The sequence below is a fragment of the Allosphingosinicella sp. genome (assembly GCF_036570505.1).
Classification (GTDB): domain Bacteria; phylum Pseudomonadota; class Alphaproteobacteria; order Sphingomonadales; family Sphingomonadaceae; genus Allosphingosinicella.
In genome coordinates this window covers 1-15,187 of the sequence record NZ_DATCYB010000069.1, presented here as the reverse complement: position 1 = coordinate 15,187, position 15,187 = coordinate 1, and the positions used below count along the sequence as shown (strand labels likewise).

Sequence of the window (15,187 nt, the reverse complement as noted above, 5' to 3'; positions counted from 1 at the left end):
TGGAGCCACGAACATGGCCGCACGCGCCTATTGGAAGGGACAGATCAGGCTCGCCCTGGTCTCGATCCCCGTCGAAATCTTCACCGCCACCAAGAGCGGCGCCACCGTCGCCTTCAACCAGATCCACGAGCCGACCGGCAAGCGCATCAAATATGAGAAGGTCGTCCCCGGCGTCGGGCCGGTGGACCCGGAGGATATCGTCAAGGGCTTCCAATATGAGAAGGGCCATTACGTCCTTCTGGACGAGGAGGAGATCGAGGGCGTCAAGCTGGAGAGCAAGAAGACGCTCGAGCTCACCCAGTTCGTCGATCACGACGAGATCGACGTCCTTTATTACGAAAAGCCCTATTATGTCGTTCCCGCCGACGACCTCGCCGAGGAAGCGTTCATCGTGCTCCGCGAGGCGCTGCGCCGGACCAAGAAGGTCGGCCTTGGCCAGCTCGCCTTGCGCGGCCGCGAATATATCGTCAGCCTCAAACCCTGCGGACGCGGCATCGTGCTGGAGACGCTGCGCTATGCCGACGAGGTCAACAAGGCGAAGGGCTATTTCCGTGACATCGGTGACGAGAAGCCCGACGAGGAGTTGCTCGACCTCGCCGAGACGCTGATCGAGAAGAAGACGGCGCCGTTCAAGCCCGAGCAGTTCCACGACCGCTATGTCGACGCGCTCCGCGACCTCATCGAGCGCAAGCGCAAGTCCAAGGGCGCGAAGATCGATGCCGAGGAAGAAGAGGAAGCGCCAAGCCGCGGCTCCAACGTCATCGACCTGATGGCCGCGCTCAAGAAATCGATCGACAAGCCGAGCGGCGCGAGCGGCAGGAAGGAGACCGCCAAGAAGACTCCGGCGAAGAAGGCCGCACCGGCCCGGAAGCGGGCCTGATCATGTGCTTCCCCCCTCGTTCGTCCCGAGCGAAGTCGAGGGGCGCTGGCACAGAGTCATCACACACGCCCCTCGGTTACGTTCGGGACGAACGGGGACTGTGAATGGCTCGGAACTCCGATCCCCTGGCCACCTACAAGAAGAAGCGGGATTTCACGAAGACCAGCGAGCCGGCCGGAGAGGTGGCGGACACGGCCGGCCGCAGCTTCATGGTGCAGAAACATGACGCGACGCGGCTCCATTATGACCTGAGACTGGAGCTGGACGGCACGCTCAAGAGCTGGGCCGTGACGCGCGGCCCCAGCCTCGACCCCGACGACAAGCGGCTCGCGGTGCGCACCGAGGACCATCCGCTCTCCTACGCCACTTTCGAAGGCACCATCCCCAAGGGTGAATATGGCGGCGGCACGGTGATGCTGTGGGATCGCGGCAGCTGGACGCCCGCGCCGGGCAAGGACCCCGTGAAGACACTGGAGAAGGGTCATCTCCATTTCACGCTCGACGGCGAGCGGATGAAGGGGGAGTGGATTTTGATCCGCCTCAAACCCCGCGAGCGGGAGCGCACCGAGAACTGGCTGCTCCGCAAGATCGAAGATCAGCATGCCGGAAGCTCGGCGGGCCTCACCGAGAAATATCTGACCTCGGTCAAGACCGGCCGCACCATGAACGAGATCGCCCAAGGGAAGAAGGCCAAGGAGCTTATTCCTCCCCGGCACGGGGAGGGGGACCATGCGAAACATGGTGGAGGGGCCCCGACGCGTTCCAAAGAGGCCCCTCCACCACGCGCCGAGGGCGCGCGGTCCCCCTCCCCGTCCCGGGGAGGATTGAAGCCTCCCAAGTTTCACGCCCTGCAGAAGGCCACCCTGGTCGATCACGTACCGTCCGGCTCCGGCTGGCTGCACGAGATGAAGTATGACGGCTATCGGTGCCTGCTCGCGCTGGGCGGCGGCGAGGCTAAAATCTACACCCGCACCGGCCTCGATTGGACCGACAAGTTCCGCGAGATCGCCGAGGCGGCGCGGAAGATCGAAATCGGTTCCGCGCTGCTCGACGGCGAGATCGCCCACATCGATGACAAGGGCAGCACCAGCTTTTCTAAGCTGCAACAGGCGATCAGCGAAGGTGGGCGCGGCCTCACATTGTTCCTGTTCGACGCGCTGGAGATCGAGGGCGAGCCGCTGAGCAAGCTTCCCAATCTTGAGCGCAAGGCCCGTCTTGCATCCCTGGTGGGCGAAGGCCAGCCGCCCTTCATCCTATACGCCGACCACATCGTCGGTCATGGCGAGAAGCTGCTGAAAGCCATGTGCGACGCCGGCCAGGAGGGCATTATCTCCAAGCGCGCCGACGCCCCCTATCGCGGCGCGCGAACGAAAAACTGGCTGAAGATCAAATGCACCAATCGCCAGGAATTCGTCATCGTCGGCTGGACGCCGAGCGAGAGCAAGGGCCGGGCGCTGCGCGCGCTGCTCCTCGCCGTCCATGAGGACGAGAAGCTCCGCTACACCGGCAAGACCGGAACGGGCTTCTCGATGGCGACCCTCCAGGATTTGCGCGAAAAGCTGGGCAGGATCGAGGTCAAGAAGGCGCCGGTCGAAGCGCCACGCTCCGAAACCCGCGGCGCGCACTGGGTGAAGCCGGAACTGGTCGCTGAGGTCGCCTTCGCGGAATTCACCTCGGAGGGCGTCGTCCGCCATGCGAGCTTCCTCGGGCTTCGCGAGGACAAGCCGGCCGAGGACATCGTCGAGGAAACGCCGCAGCCGGTCGAGCGGGCGGGCGACGACGACGTCAAGATAAGCAATCCCGGCCGCGTCATCTTCCCCGAGTCGAAGATCACGAAGGGCCAGCTCGCCGATTATTATCGCGCCGTCGCGCCGCTGATGCTCGCCTGGACCGCCAACCGTCCGGTGAGCCTGGTTCGCTGCCCGCAAGGCCGCGCCAAGAAATGCTTCTTCCAGAAGCATGACAGCGGCAGCTTCGGGAAACACGTCCTCCACGTGCCGATCGCCGAGAAGAAGGGCGGCACCGAAGACTATCTCTATGTCGCCGACGCCGCCGGCATCCTCGCCTGCGTCCAGATGGGCACGATCGAGTTCCACGGCTGGGGGTCGAAGGTCGATGCGGTCGAAAAGCCCGACCGCCTTATCTTCGACCTCGATCCCGACGAAGGCCTCGGCTTCGACGCCGTGAAGAAGGCCGCGCGCGACCTGAAACGCCATCTCGCCGACATGGGCCTCCAGACTTTCCCGTTGCTGACCGGCGGCAAGGGTCTCCACATCGTCGTGCCGCTGACGCCGGAGGCGAAATGGCCGACGGTCAAGGACTTCGCCAACCGCTTCGCCCTGGCCCTCGCCGAAGCCGAGCCCGACCGCTTCACCGCCACCATGTCGAAGGCGAAGCGCAAGGGCCGCATCTTCCTCGACTGGCTCCGCAACCAGCGCGGCGCCACGGCGATCATGCCCTACAGCGCCCGCGCCCGCGAAGGCGCGCCGGTCTCGGCGCCGATCAACTGGGACGAGCTCGATGAGATGAAGTCCGGCGGGCGGTTCGGCGTGAAGGACGCCGAGACCCTGCTGGAACGCGCGTCCAGCCGCGTCCTTCAGGGCTGGGGCGAGGCGGAACAGGTGTTGCCGGATCTCTAGGCCGCGTTCCCCGGCCTACTCCGCCACGTCGGTGACCGTTTCGCCGACCGACTCGACGTCACGGCCAACGCCGGCGATGGTGTTGCAGGCGGCGGTAATGAGGGTCGTCGCAGCCAATCCGGCCAGCATCAACTTACGAAGCATCGAAAACTCCAATTCCGGGCAGTGACCGGGGCCAACAGCGCGAACTCTTGCGTTTCGCTGCTCCTGTCCCGATGATCGGGACGGAGATATCCGTTGGACGACTGCTGCGCAAGCAAGGCGAGCGATCTGGAGCGGCTGGCGCGCCAGGCCGAGCAGCGCCGCGTGCTCGTCGTCGTCCTTGCCCTCAACGCCGCCATGTTCGTCATCGAGTTCACGGCCGGCCTCATCGCCGGATCGGCGGCGCTGATGGCGGATTCGGCGGACATGTTCGGCGACGCCAGCGTCTATGCCTTGAGTCTCTACGCGCTCGACAGGAGCGCGCGCTGGAAGGCCGGCGCGGCGATGGCCAAGGGCATCTTCATCCTCGCGCTCGGGCTCGGCGTCCTGTTCGAGATCGGCGTCAAGCTCCAGACCGGCGTTCCGCCCAACTCGACGCTGATGCTCGCCTTCGCCGCGCTCGCGCTTGCGGTGAACCTCTTCTGCCTACGTCTTATCTGGCGCTTCCGATCCCTCGACATGAACATGTCCAGCGCGGTCGAATGCTCGCGCAACGACGTGATCGCCAACCTGGGTGTGCTGGTCGCGGCCGGCGTGGTCGCCCTGTCCGGCTCCTTCTGGCCGGACATCATCGTCGCCTCGGTGATCGCCGCCCTCTTCCTCCGCTCCGCAGCGAGGATGATCGGCGAGGCCTGGCCCGTCCTTCGCCATGTCCATGGCTGATTCTGCTATCGCGGCGCGAACACCTCCATCGGCGCCGCCACCCCCTTCAATCGAAAGTCGCCGATCGAACGCATCGGACGCTTGCTAGCCGCGACGAAGGGCGCGCTGCACAACATCGTCTCCCCCACCTGCTTGGTCAGACCCTCGATTCGGGACGCGATATTCACCTCGCGTCCGATCAAGGTGAAATCGAGTCGCTGGCGGCTGCCGATATTGCCATATTGCGCATTGCCGAGGTGAAGCGACACGCCGTGTTCCAGAGCAGACTGGCCGTGTTCGATGCGACTTTCGTTCAGGACAGCAAGACGGGCGGCCGAGTCTTCCGCCGCCAGCAGCGCCGCCTCGCATGCCCCTTCGGCGCCATTGAAGCTCGATACGGGGAAGATGGCGAGTATGGCGTCGCCGATATATTTCAGAACGTCGCCGCCCCGTTCGTAGATCGCCTGCACCACCACCTCGAAATAGGCGTTGAGGATGTCGATAAGCTGCTCGGCGTCCATGCCATCGCTGATCGCCGTGAAACCCCGAAGGTCCGAGAACCAGATCGCGGCCTCCAGCGATACGACCTCCCCCATGCCGATCATCCCGTCGCACACGCGGCGCCCCGGATCCTCGCCGATGTAGGTGCGGGCGAGCGTGTTCTTGATGCTGTATTCCATCAGCGTGTTGAGGTGGAGGGTGAAGAGGTCGAGGCTCCACCGCAGATTTTCGATCTGCTTTTCGCACAGCCCTTGCGGTAGCATCGTCACAAGCCCGATCTGCTGCCGGACGCCCGCGAAAGACTTCAGGTAGAGGCCGAAATAGCCCGAGCAGCCTTCCTTCGCGAGATCATCGAAAACGGGAAATGGCTGAGGCTCGCCGACCGGGTGGATGGGCTCGTAGAGTTCGCCGCAGCTCAAAAGGCGATAGAAGGGGCTGGCCAGATACTGGGGGTTCTCCTCGTTCATCGCGTTGAAGTAAATCTCGTCGATCATCGCGTCGCCGATGCGATATTGCCGGCGCCTGACGACTACCATGGGATTGACCGGTATCACTTCGACCGGATGGTCGGTCCAGACATGGCGGATCGCGACCATCTGGGGATGAACGGTCCGCGTCGCGAGGTTGCAACGCCGAATCGCGAAGCCCTCCCTGTTCAGGAAACGGCAAAAGCCGTCGAGAAATTCGGCGACGGAATGATACGCGGCGCCTTCGTCCGTCAGCCAGGCTATGAAACGTTCCTCGTAGCGCCTTGCGCCCATCCGCCGCTCGCTCCCCCATCACGCGTCAACGGGCATAGCAGCAAACCCGGTCAGGTCCATTCGATGCGGTAAGTGCCGGGTTGCGGAGTCTTCGCGACCGACCCTATCGTTCCGGCCCCGATCGATCAGACCCGCGAGGCGCCCGTGACGAAATCCTTCCTTCTCTCCGCCACCCTTCTCGCGAGCCTTTCCGCCATCGCCGTGCCCGCGACCGCGCGGACGCCGCCCGCGACCGCCGGGCAGAGCAGCGCCGATGCCCGCCTTCGCGCGCTCTACGAGGCCGAATGGCAGTGGCGGATGAAGGAATATGGCCGGGTCAAGGAAGAAGGCGAATGGGTCGAGGGTGACACGCTTCCCCATGTCGACGCCGCGACCCAGCTTCGCCGGCTCGCTTATTGGGAGAAGACGCTGGCGGCGCTGAAGGAAACCCCGGTTGACCAGCTCTCTCCGGAGGAGCGGATCAACGCCGCCGTCTTTCGCACCAATCTGGAGCAGGACATTTCCGACGCCGAGTTCCGCGAATGGGAGATGCCGTTCAACAGCGACAGCAGCTTCTGGTCCTATCTGAACCCGCGCCAGGGTTATCGCACCGCCGAGAAATATCGCCGCTACCTGGGCCGCATGCGCGATGTCCCGCGTTATTTCGACGAGCATATCGTTAACATGCGCGCCGGTCTGGAACGCGGCTTCAGCGTGCCCCGCGTGACGCTGGAAGGCCGCGACGCCTCGCTCGTCCCGTTCACCAGCCCCGATCCGGCCGAGAATCCCTTCTACGATGCCTTCGAGGACATGCCGGACAGCATCCCCGAGGCCGAGCAGGCGAAGCTTCGCGCCGAAGCCGAGACGATCATCCGCGAGTCCGTGGCGCCCGCCTATGCCGAGCTCCTCACCTTCATTCGCGAGGATTATTTTCCGAACACGCGAAAGACGCTCGCCGCCAGCGACGTTCCGGACGGCGAGGCCTGGTACCTCTCCAATATCAAGCAATATTCGACGCTCGACCTCACGCCGCGGGAGATCCACGAGATCGGCCTCAAGGAAGTCGCCCGCATCGAAGCGGAAATGAAGCTGACCATCGCCGAAACTGGTTTCAAGGGCAGCTTCCCGGAGTTCCTGCAGTTCCTGAAGACCGATCCCCAATTCTACGCCAAGACGCCGGACGAGCTGATGGGCGTCTCCTCCTATGTGGCGAAGCGGGTCGACGGGAAGCTTGACGACACGATCGGCCGCTTGCCGCGCGGCCGCTTCACCATCCTGCCGGTGCCCGACGCGATCGCGCCCTTCTACACGGCGGGCCGGGGCGGCCTCGGCAGCTGCCTGATGAATACCTATAATTTGCCCGTGCGCCCGCTCTACAATATCCCCGCCCTCACCCTGCACGAATGCGCGCCGGGCCACAGCTTCCAGGCCGCACTGGCTCTGGAGGCACCCGAGCGGCCAGATTTCAGGGGCGAGACCTATTTCTCGGGCTATGGCGAGGGTTGGGGCCTCTACACTGAATGGCTGGGCATCGGCATGGGCATCTACCGGACGCCCTATGAGCAGTTCGGCCGCCAGTCCTACGAGATGTGGCGGGCGGTCCGTCTTGTCATCGATCCCGGCATCCACGCTATGGGCTGGAGCCGCGACAAGGCGATCGACTATCTCGCCGGCCACACCGCCCTCTCGCAGCACGAAGTCGAAACCGAAGTCGACCGCTACATCAGCTGGCCCGGCCAGGCCGTCGCCTACAAGCTAGGTGAAATGACGATCCGCCGCCTCCGCGCCAAGGCCGAGAAGGAACTGGGCGACAAGTTCGACCAACGCTATTTCCACGACACCATTTTAGCGCTGGGCTCGGTTCCGCTCCCCGTTCTCGAATCCGAGATCGAACGCTTCATCGCCGGCGGCGGCCAGAATCCCTATCCGGAGGGTGAGGGGACCGACTGAGAAGCCATCTCGGCTTCTAGTTCAGAAGGTGTAGGTGAGTCCCCCGCCGACGAAATACTGGTCGGCGTCGCCCGCCTCACTGACCAGCGGGCTTTCCTTGAATTCGCCCAGCATCGAGGAATAGCTGGCGATGGCGAAGAGGCCGAGGCCGCCGGTGGTGAGATCGCCCTGGAGCTTGTAGCTGCCGAGCAGGCTGACGCGGGCATTTTTCCAGCCTTCGTCGATAGTGAAGGGGGAGAGGCCGCTCGCCACCGCGCCGGCCGGGGTGACGCCGTAATAGGTGGCAGCGAAATCCTGCCCGACATAGTCGGCGGAGAGCTGGAGGCCTGCATAGGCCTTGCGGCTGAGCGGTGTGCCATATTCCAGCGCGGGCGTGACGATAAAGCCGTCGTGCGTGTCGGTGACGTCGTGGAGCCAGGAAATGCGGGCAGTGATGGTGTCGTACTCATGGAACACCCGGTTGAGCGCGACGCCGGCGAAGGCACCGGCTTCAATCGCAAAATCCAACTCGCCCAGCGCTTTCACGCGTGCATCCTCGATCCGACCCGCCCGATCGACGCGGAGATTGGCGGCGGGGCCAAAGGCGAGATCGACTTTGGCGTCATAAGGATCGCGCAGGACGTCGACGTAAAGCGTCGTCGCCCGCGTATAATAGGCAAAGCCGCCAACCTTGCCGAAAGCGAGCCCGGCGGGAACAATGATGTAATCGTCCGAGCCCTCGTAGGAAGGTGCCATGGCGGCGCCGAGACCGAGCGTGATACTGTTCGGCTCCGAAGCCTTGGGCACGTCCGTGTCCTGAGCAAAGCCCGGTACGGCAACAAGAAGCGGCAGGGCGAGCATGGCCCTGACGGACGACGAGGCAATCTTCACGCGGCTGTCCCCCCTGTGTCGGAACCCTTGGATAGCCTTTTTTTCAATCCGGGCGAAGCCACAACCTCATCGATCGCGGTGCGTTCCCCGGCGCCATTTGCGGCCGCCCGCGCCCCTCTTCAGCGCTGGCGGGTCCAGCGTTGGGATTGGCAGATGAAGAAAACGCAGCCGGAAACCTTGAGCGAGCCGTCCTTGTTGAGGCGGAGACGGGAGCGATAGGTCTTGCCGGACTCCGGGTCGTAGATGCGGCCATTCTTCCATTCGCCGTCCTCGGCCTTGAAGCCGCTCAGGATGGTCATACCGATGACCGGGCGCTTCCGGAGCGCCGGATCGGGATTCTTGACGTCCGTCTTGGGGTGGCCGGGCTTGATCACCAGCGCCTTGGCGACCTTGCCGCAGACGCTGTTTCCGCAGCGGCTGATCGCGATAAGACCGGTGCCGTCCTCGGTGACCCAGTGGCCGGTCACATCGGGCGGAGCCGCGGCTGTCAGGAGGAGGAGAGGCAGGGCGAACAAGAGACGGTGCATGACAAGCCTCCGTTTCCAATCCTTGCGCGATAACTTGGATCGCGCTGCGGTCCTGCAAGCTTCCGGCGGCACCGGATCAGCCGGACCCGGAATCAGTAGCGTGTTATCGAAATAAGACAGCATTTACCCTTGCGCTAGGGGCGGTGCGTGCCCCATCTTCCGGGGCGAGCCGCATGAGAAGGGGAACCCCATGGCGACCGAGACTAAGCTGAAGCTGGATGCGCCCGAAGCGCTGCAGACCGTGACGCCCCAGGAGGCGGCGGGGCTGGTGCCGCTGAAAGAGGAACAGCGGACGGCGTTGGAAGAAAAGGTGGACGACTTCGTCGCCGATCTGGTCGCGACCGACGCCAATTCGCCCGAGTTCGGCAAGAAGGTCGATCAGCTCACCTCCATGGGCCGCAAGGAAATCGCCGAAGCCGCGGGCCATTCCAACCGCTTCCTCGACCGGCCAGTGAAGGCGATCGACAAGGATACGGGCATCGGCACCAATCTGACGCAGCTCCGCAAGACCGTCGAGGAGCTCGACCCCGGCCGCGGCGGCGCCCTCACCAAGCCGCGCAAGCTGTTCGGGATCATTCCGTTCGGCAATCGGATGCGCGGCTATTTCATGAAATACCAATCGGCGCAGACCCACATCGCCTCGATCCTCGCCGCGCTCGCTTCCGGCAAGGACGAGCTGCTGATGGACAACGCCGCCATCGACACCGAGCGCGCCAACATGTGGAAGACGATGGGGCGTCTCGAGCAAATGATCCACATCTCCAAAACGATGGACGCGAAGCTGGAGGAAAAGGCGAACGAGCTCGATGCCACCGATCCCGCCAAGGCCAAGGCGATCCGCGAGACGGCGCTCTTCTACACCCGGCAGCGCACGACCGACCTGTTAACGCAGATGGCCGTCACCGTGCAGGGCTATCTGGCGCTCGATCTAGTCAAGAAGAACAATGTCGAGCTGGTGAAGGGCGTGGACCGGGCGTCGACCACCACGGTCTCTGCGCTCCGCACCGCCGTCACCGTCGCCCAGGCGCTCACCAACCAGAAGCTGGTGCTGGAGCAGATCACGGCGCTCAACACCACCACCGCCGGCATGATCGATAGTACCGGCACGTTGCTCAAGACCCAGTCGGGCGAGATCCACAAGCAGGCGGCGTCTTCCACCATCCCGCTGGAGACGCTGCAGCGCGCCTTCCAGAATATCTACGACACGATGGACACGATCGACCGCTTCAAGCTGGAAGCGCTCGGCAACATGAAGCAGACCGTCACCGTGCTGACCAGCGAGGTCGAGAAGAGCCGCGGCTACATCGCCCGCGCCGAAGGCGTCGAGCAGAACCGCCTCGCCGGGACGCAATCCCCGCTGACGGCGCTGGAGGGGTGAAGATGGGCACTTCTCGTCATTCCGGCGAACGCCGAAACCCAAGAACACCGGCGCCGGCGATACACAAAGGTCCGTGTTCCTGCGTCCCGACTTTGGTCGGGATGACGCCATGGGGAGCGCCCTGACATGACCCGCCACCCCCGCGGCGTCGACGAGGCGATCGCCCGCTTCGACGAGATGGCGGCGAGGCTCGACGGTCATCCGCCGGCGGCGAGCGCGGCGGTGCGGCGCCATTACGGCCGCAGCGCGCGGATCGTCGGCCGCAGACTTGCCAATATCGGCATGGCGATCGGCGCGCTCATCGTCGCCACCATCGCCTTCGGCCTGTTCGTATCGCCGATCGGCTGGACGGGCCTCTTCCTGGTCGCGGTGGCGATGCTGTTCATCCTCATCTTCTTCTCGGTCTGGCCGTCGGACGCGCCGGTGGTCGACTATAAGGAGGACATGCCGAACCGGGCGGTGGTGCAACGGCTCGACAGCCTGCTCGTCCGCCGCCGCGCCGCCCTTCCCGCGCCCGCGGCGCGGCGGCTGGACGCGATCGGCCAGCAGCTTCCCCTCCTCGAACAGCGACTGGCCGAGACCAACATTCTCGACCCGCTCGCCCAGGATGCGCGCCGGCTGATGGGCCGGCATCTGCCCGAGCTCATTGAACGCTATGAACGGGTTCCAGCCCAGTATCGCCACGAGCGCGACGCCGAGGGCATGACGGTCGACGAGCGCCTCGTGTCCGGCCTCGACGCGGCGAAGGAGGCGCTCGACGATCTCGGCCGCAAGCTGGCGCACGAGGATTTGACGGCGTTCGAGACGCAGGGGCGATTCATCGAAAGCCGCTATAAGGACAGCGACGACGCCATCCGGGGCGAATGACGATGGGTTTCGAGCTTGAGCGCGTCCTCTACGAAACCGAGGATTTCCTGAGGCGAAACCTCGGCTCCCGATCGCGGCGCGAGGCGAAGAAGCGAAAGCTGCGCCGCAAGTTCGAGGAGTGGATGCGCCGGGTGAGGCGCGCGGCCGTGATATTCGCCGGCCTGCTCGTGGCGCTGATCGCCTTCAGTCTGTTCATCGACCCGATCGGCTTCTTCACCTGGTTGGTGGCGCTGCCGACCGCCGCCTTTATCGCCTTCCTCTCCCTCTTCTGAGGTTTCGGCAAGCGCGCCGTACCTTCCGATCCGGCGACACCGCCCGCGCTCCCGCTGCCCGAGCTGGCCGCGCGCGTCGAAGAAGGTCTGCTCGACCGCTGCGACGAGCTTCCCGGTCGCGCCCTCCCCGCCGCCGACGCGATCATCGCCCGTCTGGCCGAGCTCCAGCAACACCTCGGCGGTCTCGATCCGCAATCGTTGCTCGCCGGTGAGGCGCGTAGGCTGATCGGTCAGCACCTCCCGCGCCTGGTCGACAGCTACCTTGACCTTCCCGCCAGCGCGCGCGTGCCGACCTCCGAAAGCAGCGAACGCTTTACCGAGAGCCTCGGCATCGTCGCCAAGGAGCTGGACGAGCTCCTCGACCAATGCTGCCGCGACCGCCACGACGGCTTCGAGACCCACCACCGCTTCATTGAAACTCGCTACCGCGACGACGACAGCTTCGGGGAGGGTTGAATCAGAATTGGCCGGACGCCGATAGGACGTAGCCGTTGTTCGTGAGGCTGAAGCCCGACGCCAGCAGCCGGTCTCGCATCATGTCGTCGGTGGGGCGCACGGCCAGATCGACTTCGTAGCGGCCGTCCTCGAACAGGCGGATATTGAGCGCCTCCATGCCGGTCTGGCTGACCAGGGGGAGGAGCAGCGCGCTCTCGTCGCAACGCACGTTGCCGCTGAGGCCGGCGGGCAGCGACAGATCGGCGATATCGCCGGCGATGGTCGCCTTCACCAGCCCTTCGGCGCGGCTGCACTGGCCGTCGGTGAGATGGGCGTCGACGTCGCGCAGTTCGAGGCTGGCGATCGGCAGCGGTGCGAAGGCCGAGCCGACATCGAGCACGCCCGTCACATCGTCGATGCCGAAATCGTGGCGCGAGACCGTGATCGAGCCCCGGAACGGATTCGCGTCGCCGCCGCGCTCCAGGTCCATCCGTGCCCGGCCGACGAACAGCGGCAGCGTCCGGAGGCGCGCCTGGAGGTCGCCAAGCTCCACGGATCCGAATTGTGCTTCGCTGAGTGCGCCGAGCCAGAGACTGCCCTTCGCCTCCCGCGCGGCGAACCCTCGTTCGTCGAGGGCCAGCCAGTCGAGTGCCAGCCGCAGCGGGAACAGCGCCACCAGCGCGAACAGGATGGCGCAGAGGACGAACAGCCGGCGCCCAAGCGGAAGCCTGAAGCGCATCAGCCGCCCCTCGCGCGGAAGGTGACCTGGACCGCGAGGCTCTGGTCGCTGTTGGTGCTGGCGGTCAGCCGCTCGACGACCAGGCCGCGCCCCTCCAATCGACCCACCCAGCCGAAAAAGGCCTGCGGTCGGACCGCGTCCATGACCACCGTCGCCGCCGCCGCGCCTTCGCGCTCTATCCGGCTGACTGAAAAGCCGGCATCGACCGCCGCCGCGCTGACGATCGTATCGACGGAGGCGCCAAGACTCGCAGGCTCTTCCCGCTCGATCCCGGCGATCAGCGCGGCCCGCGCTCGCGCCTCGGCCAGGGCGACGACCGCGTCGCCGTGGCGTTCGCGCGCATTCGACAGGGCATCGTCCAGGGGTCGGATGATCAGCAGCCAGGCAAAGACGACAAGGGTCATACCAGCCATCGCCAGTAGCAGCCTTTGCTCACGCAGGGTCCGCGTCCGCCACCAGAGCTGGAAGCTGTCTCTCATGGCGCGCGCACCGTCACTTCCGCGGTTGGACGCCCGCCTCCGCTGCGGATCGGGCCCACTTCGGCGGCGAGCCCGCCGGCTTCGATCCGCTGCTCGAGTGCCGAAAAAGCGGCGGGCGTGTCACCCTGCACCGTCGCGCGGAGGCTCCCTCCGCGGTCGAAGGTGAGAGCCGTCAGCTGCACGTTCGGCGTCGCCCGCACGGCGCCGAACAGCCCTGAGGCAAGCGCGCCATAGCCCGTACCGGCGCCGCCGAGATCGGCCAGCCGGCGTTCGAGCTCGCGGGCGGGATCGGTGACGGGGCCGCTGCCCGGCAGGACGCTCGCCGCGACCGCCGCCGTCTCGGCCTCCAGGGCGTCGGCGGCGAAGGTGTAGCGGAAGATCGAAGCGACCTGGATCGCCAGCGTCAACAGCAAGATGCCGGCGACCAGCCAGGCCATGCGGCGCACAAGCGGCCATTCGACCTTCCACTGTCGCCGTTTCGCAAACGCGCCCTGGCGCAGGTTGACAGGCGGCGTGGCGATCGCGTCGGCGAGGCCGGTTTCGAACCGGCTGTCGTCGATCGTCTCGACCGCCGCGTCACCGACCACCAATGCGGCAAGGTCGGGCTCGACGCTGAAAGCATCGCTGGCCCCGCGATAAAGAGGAACGGCGCCGCGATCGTAGCGCACGAAACCTTCCTCCGGCGGCCCAACCAGCAGGGGTTCCGGTATGACAAGATCGGGATCGAGACCCTGAGCCTGAAGTCGGCCGAGCCAGCCCGCCATGATCAGCGTCGGCACCAGCGCGACTGTGCGAAGCGGAATACCCTCCGACTCGGGCCCCACCGCCACGTGGATGTCGGCGATAGGCGCGGCGCTTACTTCCGCGGCCATCAGCCGCGCCGCGGCTGCCGCTTGGGCGGGGGCGAGGCCGGCGGGAACCTCCAGCCAGTGGACGGTAACCGCATCGCCGGGCACGACGGCGGCAATCCGCAGCGGATCGCCGGTCGTGGCATCGACGAGATCGGGCAAATCCTCCAGCTCGGCGCCCCGCGCCGCCACGGCCCCGTCCCGCAGCCGCAGCCAGCCTTCGAAACCCTCTTGCCTGTTCAGAAAGAGGAGAAGGGCGTCGCTCGCGCTCAATCGTCACTCCCCCAGCGCCTGACAACCACTCGCGCCGGTGCGATCCGGGCATCGACGAGAGCGGCTTCGCGCAGTTCGGCCCCGGGGAGATCGATCCGGAGGTCGAGCGCGAACCATCGCGTCCTTACCTGAGGTTGAAGCTGAATGTCGACGGGAAGGACGACATCTTCCAGTCCCGGCTCACTATAGAAATCGACGAGATTGCCCCAGCCCGCCGTCGGTCGATTGGCGATCACCCGCCGTGCTTCGTCGATGCCGATCTGGTCGGGTGCCAGCATGACGAGTAGCGGCGCCTGTTCGACCGACAGGGTGTTGACGTTGATCGGCGACAGATCGGTCGAAGGCAATGCGCAAAGCCACGGCCGCGCCCGTTGGTAAATCTCCGGCGTCATGCCGTTCACCGTGCGAAGCTCGCTCACATCGGCGAGGTAGGTATTGGCGGCCCGGTAGGGCTGCTCGGCGCCCGCATAGGCGCGGTCCTCCGCGCCCTCGCGAGTGGGATTCGAGTCGGCATCGACCCAGTCACCCGCACCCTCGGCGATACCGCGCGCGGTCCCTTCCGGCACTTCCAGCAGGCGGAGCAGCGCCGTGAACTGGTCGACGCCGGCGGCGCGCGGGGTGAGGGCCGTGGCAAACTGGCCGTCGGCGACGCTGTTGATGTTGAAGCAATTGCCGCCGTCGCGGATCGTCGCCTCGGCGAGCCCGCCGCCCGGCATCGGCAGGCGCCTCGTCTCGCCGTTCCAGCCGCCGGCCAGGGTCGTCCGCTCAGGGCTCATGGCGATCAGATCGTCGATGCGGAGCGCGAGCAGCGATTCCACGCCGACGGCGAAGGCCCGCGCCTGATCGAGCCCCGCGCTGTTGACCGCGAGCGCAGTGGAAAGGCGCAGCTTCTCCAGCGCCGCCGCGGCCAGAGCCCCCATCACCGCCACTAGCAGAAGGACTGTGA

16 protein-coding genes are annotated in these 15,187 nt (G+C 65.6%); 8 read left to right on the top strand and 8 right to left on the bottom strand.

All coding sequences use genetic code 11. The features are described from left to right. Window positions 1-13: 13 nt before the first annotated feature. Together VIR62_RS08745 and ligD are read left to right on the top strand one after the other, a co-directional pair. Window positions 14-880, top strand: a complete 867-nt coding sequence (locus VIR62_RS08745) for a Ku protein (RefSeq protein ID WP_431870459.1) — start codon at window positions 14-16, stop codon at window positions 878-880. 104 nt (window positions 881-984) lie between these two features. Further along, window positions 985-3,519 carry a DNA ligase D gene (gene ligD, locus VIR62_RS08740; RefSeq protein ID WP_431870457.1) on the top strand — a complete coding sequence of 845 codons (2,535 nt, stop codon included), beginning with the start codon at window positions 985-987 and terminating at the stop codon, window positions 3,517-3,519. 15 nt (window positions 3,520-3,534) lie between these two features. Here ligD and VIR62_RS08735 read toward each other — a convergent pair whose 3' ends face one another. Further along, a complete protein-coding gene (locus VIR62_RS08735) occupies window positions 3,535-3,663 on the bottom strand; it encodes an entericidin A/B family lipoprotein (protein ID WP_431870456.1) in 129 nt (42 codons plus the stop codon). 93 nt (window positions 3,664-3,756) lie between these two features. Here VIR62_RS08735 and VIR62_RS08730 point away from each other — a divergent pair, with 93 nt between their 5' ends. Next, the gene (locus tag VIR62_RS08730; protein ID WP_431870454.1) at window positions 3,757-4,383 is read left to right on the top strand and encodes a cation transporter; all 627 of its coding nucleotides are present in this window, start codon (window positions 3,757-3,759) and stop codon (window positions 4,381-4,383) included. 5 nt (window positions 4,384-4,388) lie between these two features. On the opposite strand, the gene VIR62_RS08725 is transcribed toward VIR62_RS08730, so the two are convergent. Then, entirely contained in the window at window positions 4,389-5,624 is a 1,236-nt protein-coding gene (locus tag VIR62_RS08725; RefSeq protein ID WP_431870452.1) for an adenylate/guanylate cyclase domain-containing protein, read from the bottom strand. A 297-nt stretch (window positions 5,625-5,921) separates the two neighbouring features. Here VIR62_RS08725 and VIR62_RS08720 point away from each other — a divergent pair, with 297 nt between their 5' ends. Beyond that, window positions 5,922-7,553, top strand: coding sequence for a DUF885 domain-containing protein (locus VIR62_RS08720; protein ID WP_431870486.1), 1,632 nt, complete (start codon window positions 5,922-5,924; stop codon window positions 7,551-7,553). Window positions 7,554-7,574: 21 nt separating this feature from the next. Here the strand turns inward: VIR62_RS08720 and VIR62_RS08715 are convergent, their stop codons facing one another. Together VIR62_RS08715 and VIR62_RS08710 are read right to left on the bottom strand one after the other, a co-directional pair. Then, the gene (locus VIR62_RS08715) at window positions 7,575-8,423 is read right to left on the bottom strand and encodes a MipA/OmpV family protein (RefSeq protein WP_431870450.1); all 849 of its coding nucleotides are present in this window, start codon (window positions 8,421-8,423) and stop codon (window positions 7,575-7,577) included. 119 nt (window positions 8,424-8,542) lie between these two features. Beyond that, complete coding sequence (locus VIR62_RS08710; RefSeq protein ID WP_431870448.1) at window positions 8,543-8,950, bottom strand: DUF2147 domain-containing protein; 408 nt, start codon at window positions 8,948-8,950, stop codon at window positions 8,543-8,545. 190 nt (window positions 8,951-9,140) lie between these two features. Here VIR62_RS08710 and VIR62_RS08705 point away from each other — a divergent pair, with 190 nt between their 5' ends. The 4 genes from VIR62_RS08705 (at window position 9,141) to VIR62_RS08690 (ending at window position 11,923) form a co-directional block, all read left to right on the top strand. After that, window positions 9,141-10,328 (top strand): toxic anion resistance protein, encoded by a 1,188-nt coding sequence (locus VIR62_RS08705; RefSeq protein ID WP_431870447.1) that lies wholly within the window; start codon window positions 9,141-9,143, stop codon window positions 10,326-10,328. Between the two features lie 126 nt (window positions 10,329-10,454). Next, window positions 10,455-11,195, top strand: coding sequence for a hypothetical protein (locus VIR62_RS08700; protein WP_431870445.1), 741 nt, complete (start codon window positions 10,455-10,457; stop codon window positions 11,193-11,195). A gap of 2 nt (window positions 11,196-11,197) precedes the next feature. Continuing rightward, the gene (locus tag VIR62_RS08695; RefSeq protein ID WP_431870443.1) at window positions 11,198-11,467 is read left to right on the top strand and encodes a hypothetical protein; all 270 of its coding nucleotides are present in this window, start codon (window positions 11,198-11,200) and stop codon (window positions 11,465-11,467) included. A gap of 198 nt (window positions 11,468-11,665) precedes the next feature. Then, complete coding sequence (locus VIR62_RS08690; protein ID WP_431870442.1) at window positions 11,666-11,923, top strand: hypothetical protein; 258 nt, start codon at window positions 11,666-11,668, stop codon at window positions 11,921-11,923. Between the two features lies 1 nt (window position 11,924). On the opposite strand, the gene gspN is transcribed toward VIR62_RS08690, so the two are convergent. From gspN to gspK, 4 genes are all read right to left on the bottom strand, one after another. Beyond that, window positions 11,925-12,641 (bottom strand): type II secretion system protein N, encoded by a 717-nt coding sequence (gspN, locus tag VIR62_RS08685; protein ID WP_431870440.1) that lies wholly within the window; start codon window positions 12,639-12,641, stop codon window positions 11,925-11,927. After that, window positions 12,641-13,120 carry a type II secretion system protein GspM gene (gene gspM / locus VIR62_RS08680; protein WP_431870438.1) on the bottom strand — a complete coding sequence of 160 codons (480 nt, stop codon included), beginning with the start codon at window positions 13,118-13,120 and terminating at the stop codon, window positions 12,641-12,643. Before gspM ends, gspN begins: the two co-directional genes overlap by 1 nt. After that, window positions 13,117-14,241 carry a type II secretion system protein GspL gene (gene gspL, locus VIR62_RS08675; protein WP_431870437.1) on the bottom strand — a complete coding sequence of 375 codons (1,125 nt, stop codon included), beginning with the start codon at window positions 14,239-14,241 and terminating at the stop codon, window positions 13,117-13,119. The genes gspM and gspL overlap by 4 nt, the downstream gene beginning before the upstream one ends. Further along, the coding region (gene gspK, locus VIR62_RS08670) for a type II secretion system minor pseudopilin GspK (protein WP_431870435.1) at window positions 14,238-15,187 on the bottom strand (950 nt) is incomplete at its 5' end. The genes gspK and gspL, both read right to left, overlap by 4 nt.

Coding starts and splice junctions, on each gene's coding strand:
- VIR62_RS08745 (WP_431870459.1), top strand. CDS start 14: ATGGCCGCACGCGCCTATTGGAAGGGACAGATCAGGCTCGCCCTGGTC.
- ligD (WP_431870457.1), top strand. CDS start 985: ATGGCTCGGAACTCCGATCCCCTGGCCACCTACAAGAAGAAGCGGGAT.
- VIR62_RS08735 (WP_431870456.1), bottom strand. CDS start 3,663: ATGCTTCGTAAGTTGATGCTGGCCGGATTGGCTGCGACGACCCTCATT.
- VIR62_RS08725 (WP_431870452.1), bottom strand. CDS start 5,624: ATGGGCGCAAGGCGCTACGAGGAACGTTTCATAGCCTGGCTGACGGAC.
- VIR62_RS08720 (WP_431870486.1), top strand. CDS start 5,922: ATGAAGGAATATGGCCGGGTCAAGGAAGAAGGCGAATGGGTCGAGGGT.
- VIR62_RS08710 (WP_431870448.1), bottom strand. CDS start 8,950: ATGCACCGTCTCTTGTTCGCCCTGCCTCTCCTCCTCCTGACAGCCGCG.
- VIR62_RS08705 (WP_431870447.1), top strand. CDS start 9,141: ATGGCGACCGAGACTAAGCTGAAGCTGGATGCGCCCGAAGCGCTGCAG.
- VIR62_RS08700 (WP_431870445.1), top strand. CDS start 10,455: ATGACCCGCCACCCCCGCGGCGTCGACGAGGCGATCGCCCGCTTCGAC.
- VIR62_RS08695 (WP_431870443.1), top strand. CDS start 11,198: ATGGGTTTCGAGCTTGAGCGCGTCCTCTACGAAACCGAGGATTTCCTG.
- gspN (WP_431870440.1), bottom strand. CDS start 12,641: ATGCGCTTCAGGCTTCCGCTTGGGCGCCGGCTGTTCGTCCTCTGCGCC.
- gspM (WP_431870438.1), bottom strand. CDS start 13,120: ATGAGAGACAGCTTCCAGCTCTGGTGGCGGACGCGGACCCTGCGTGAG.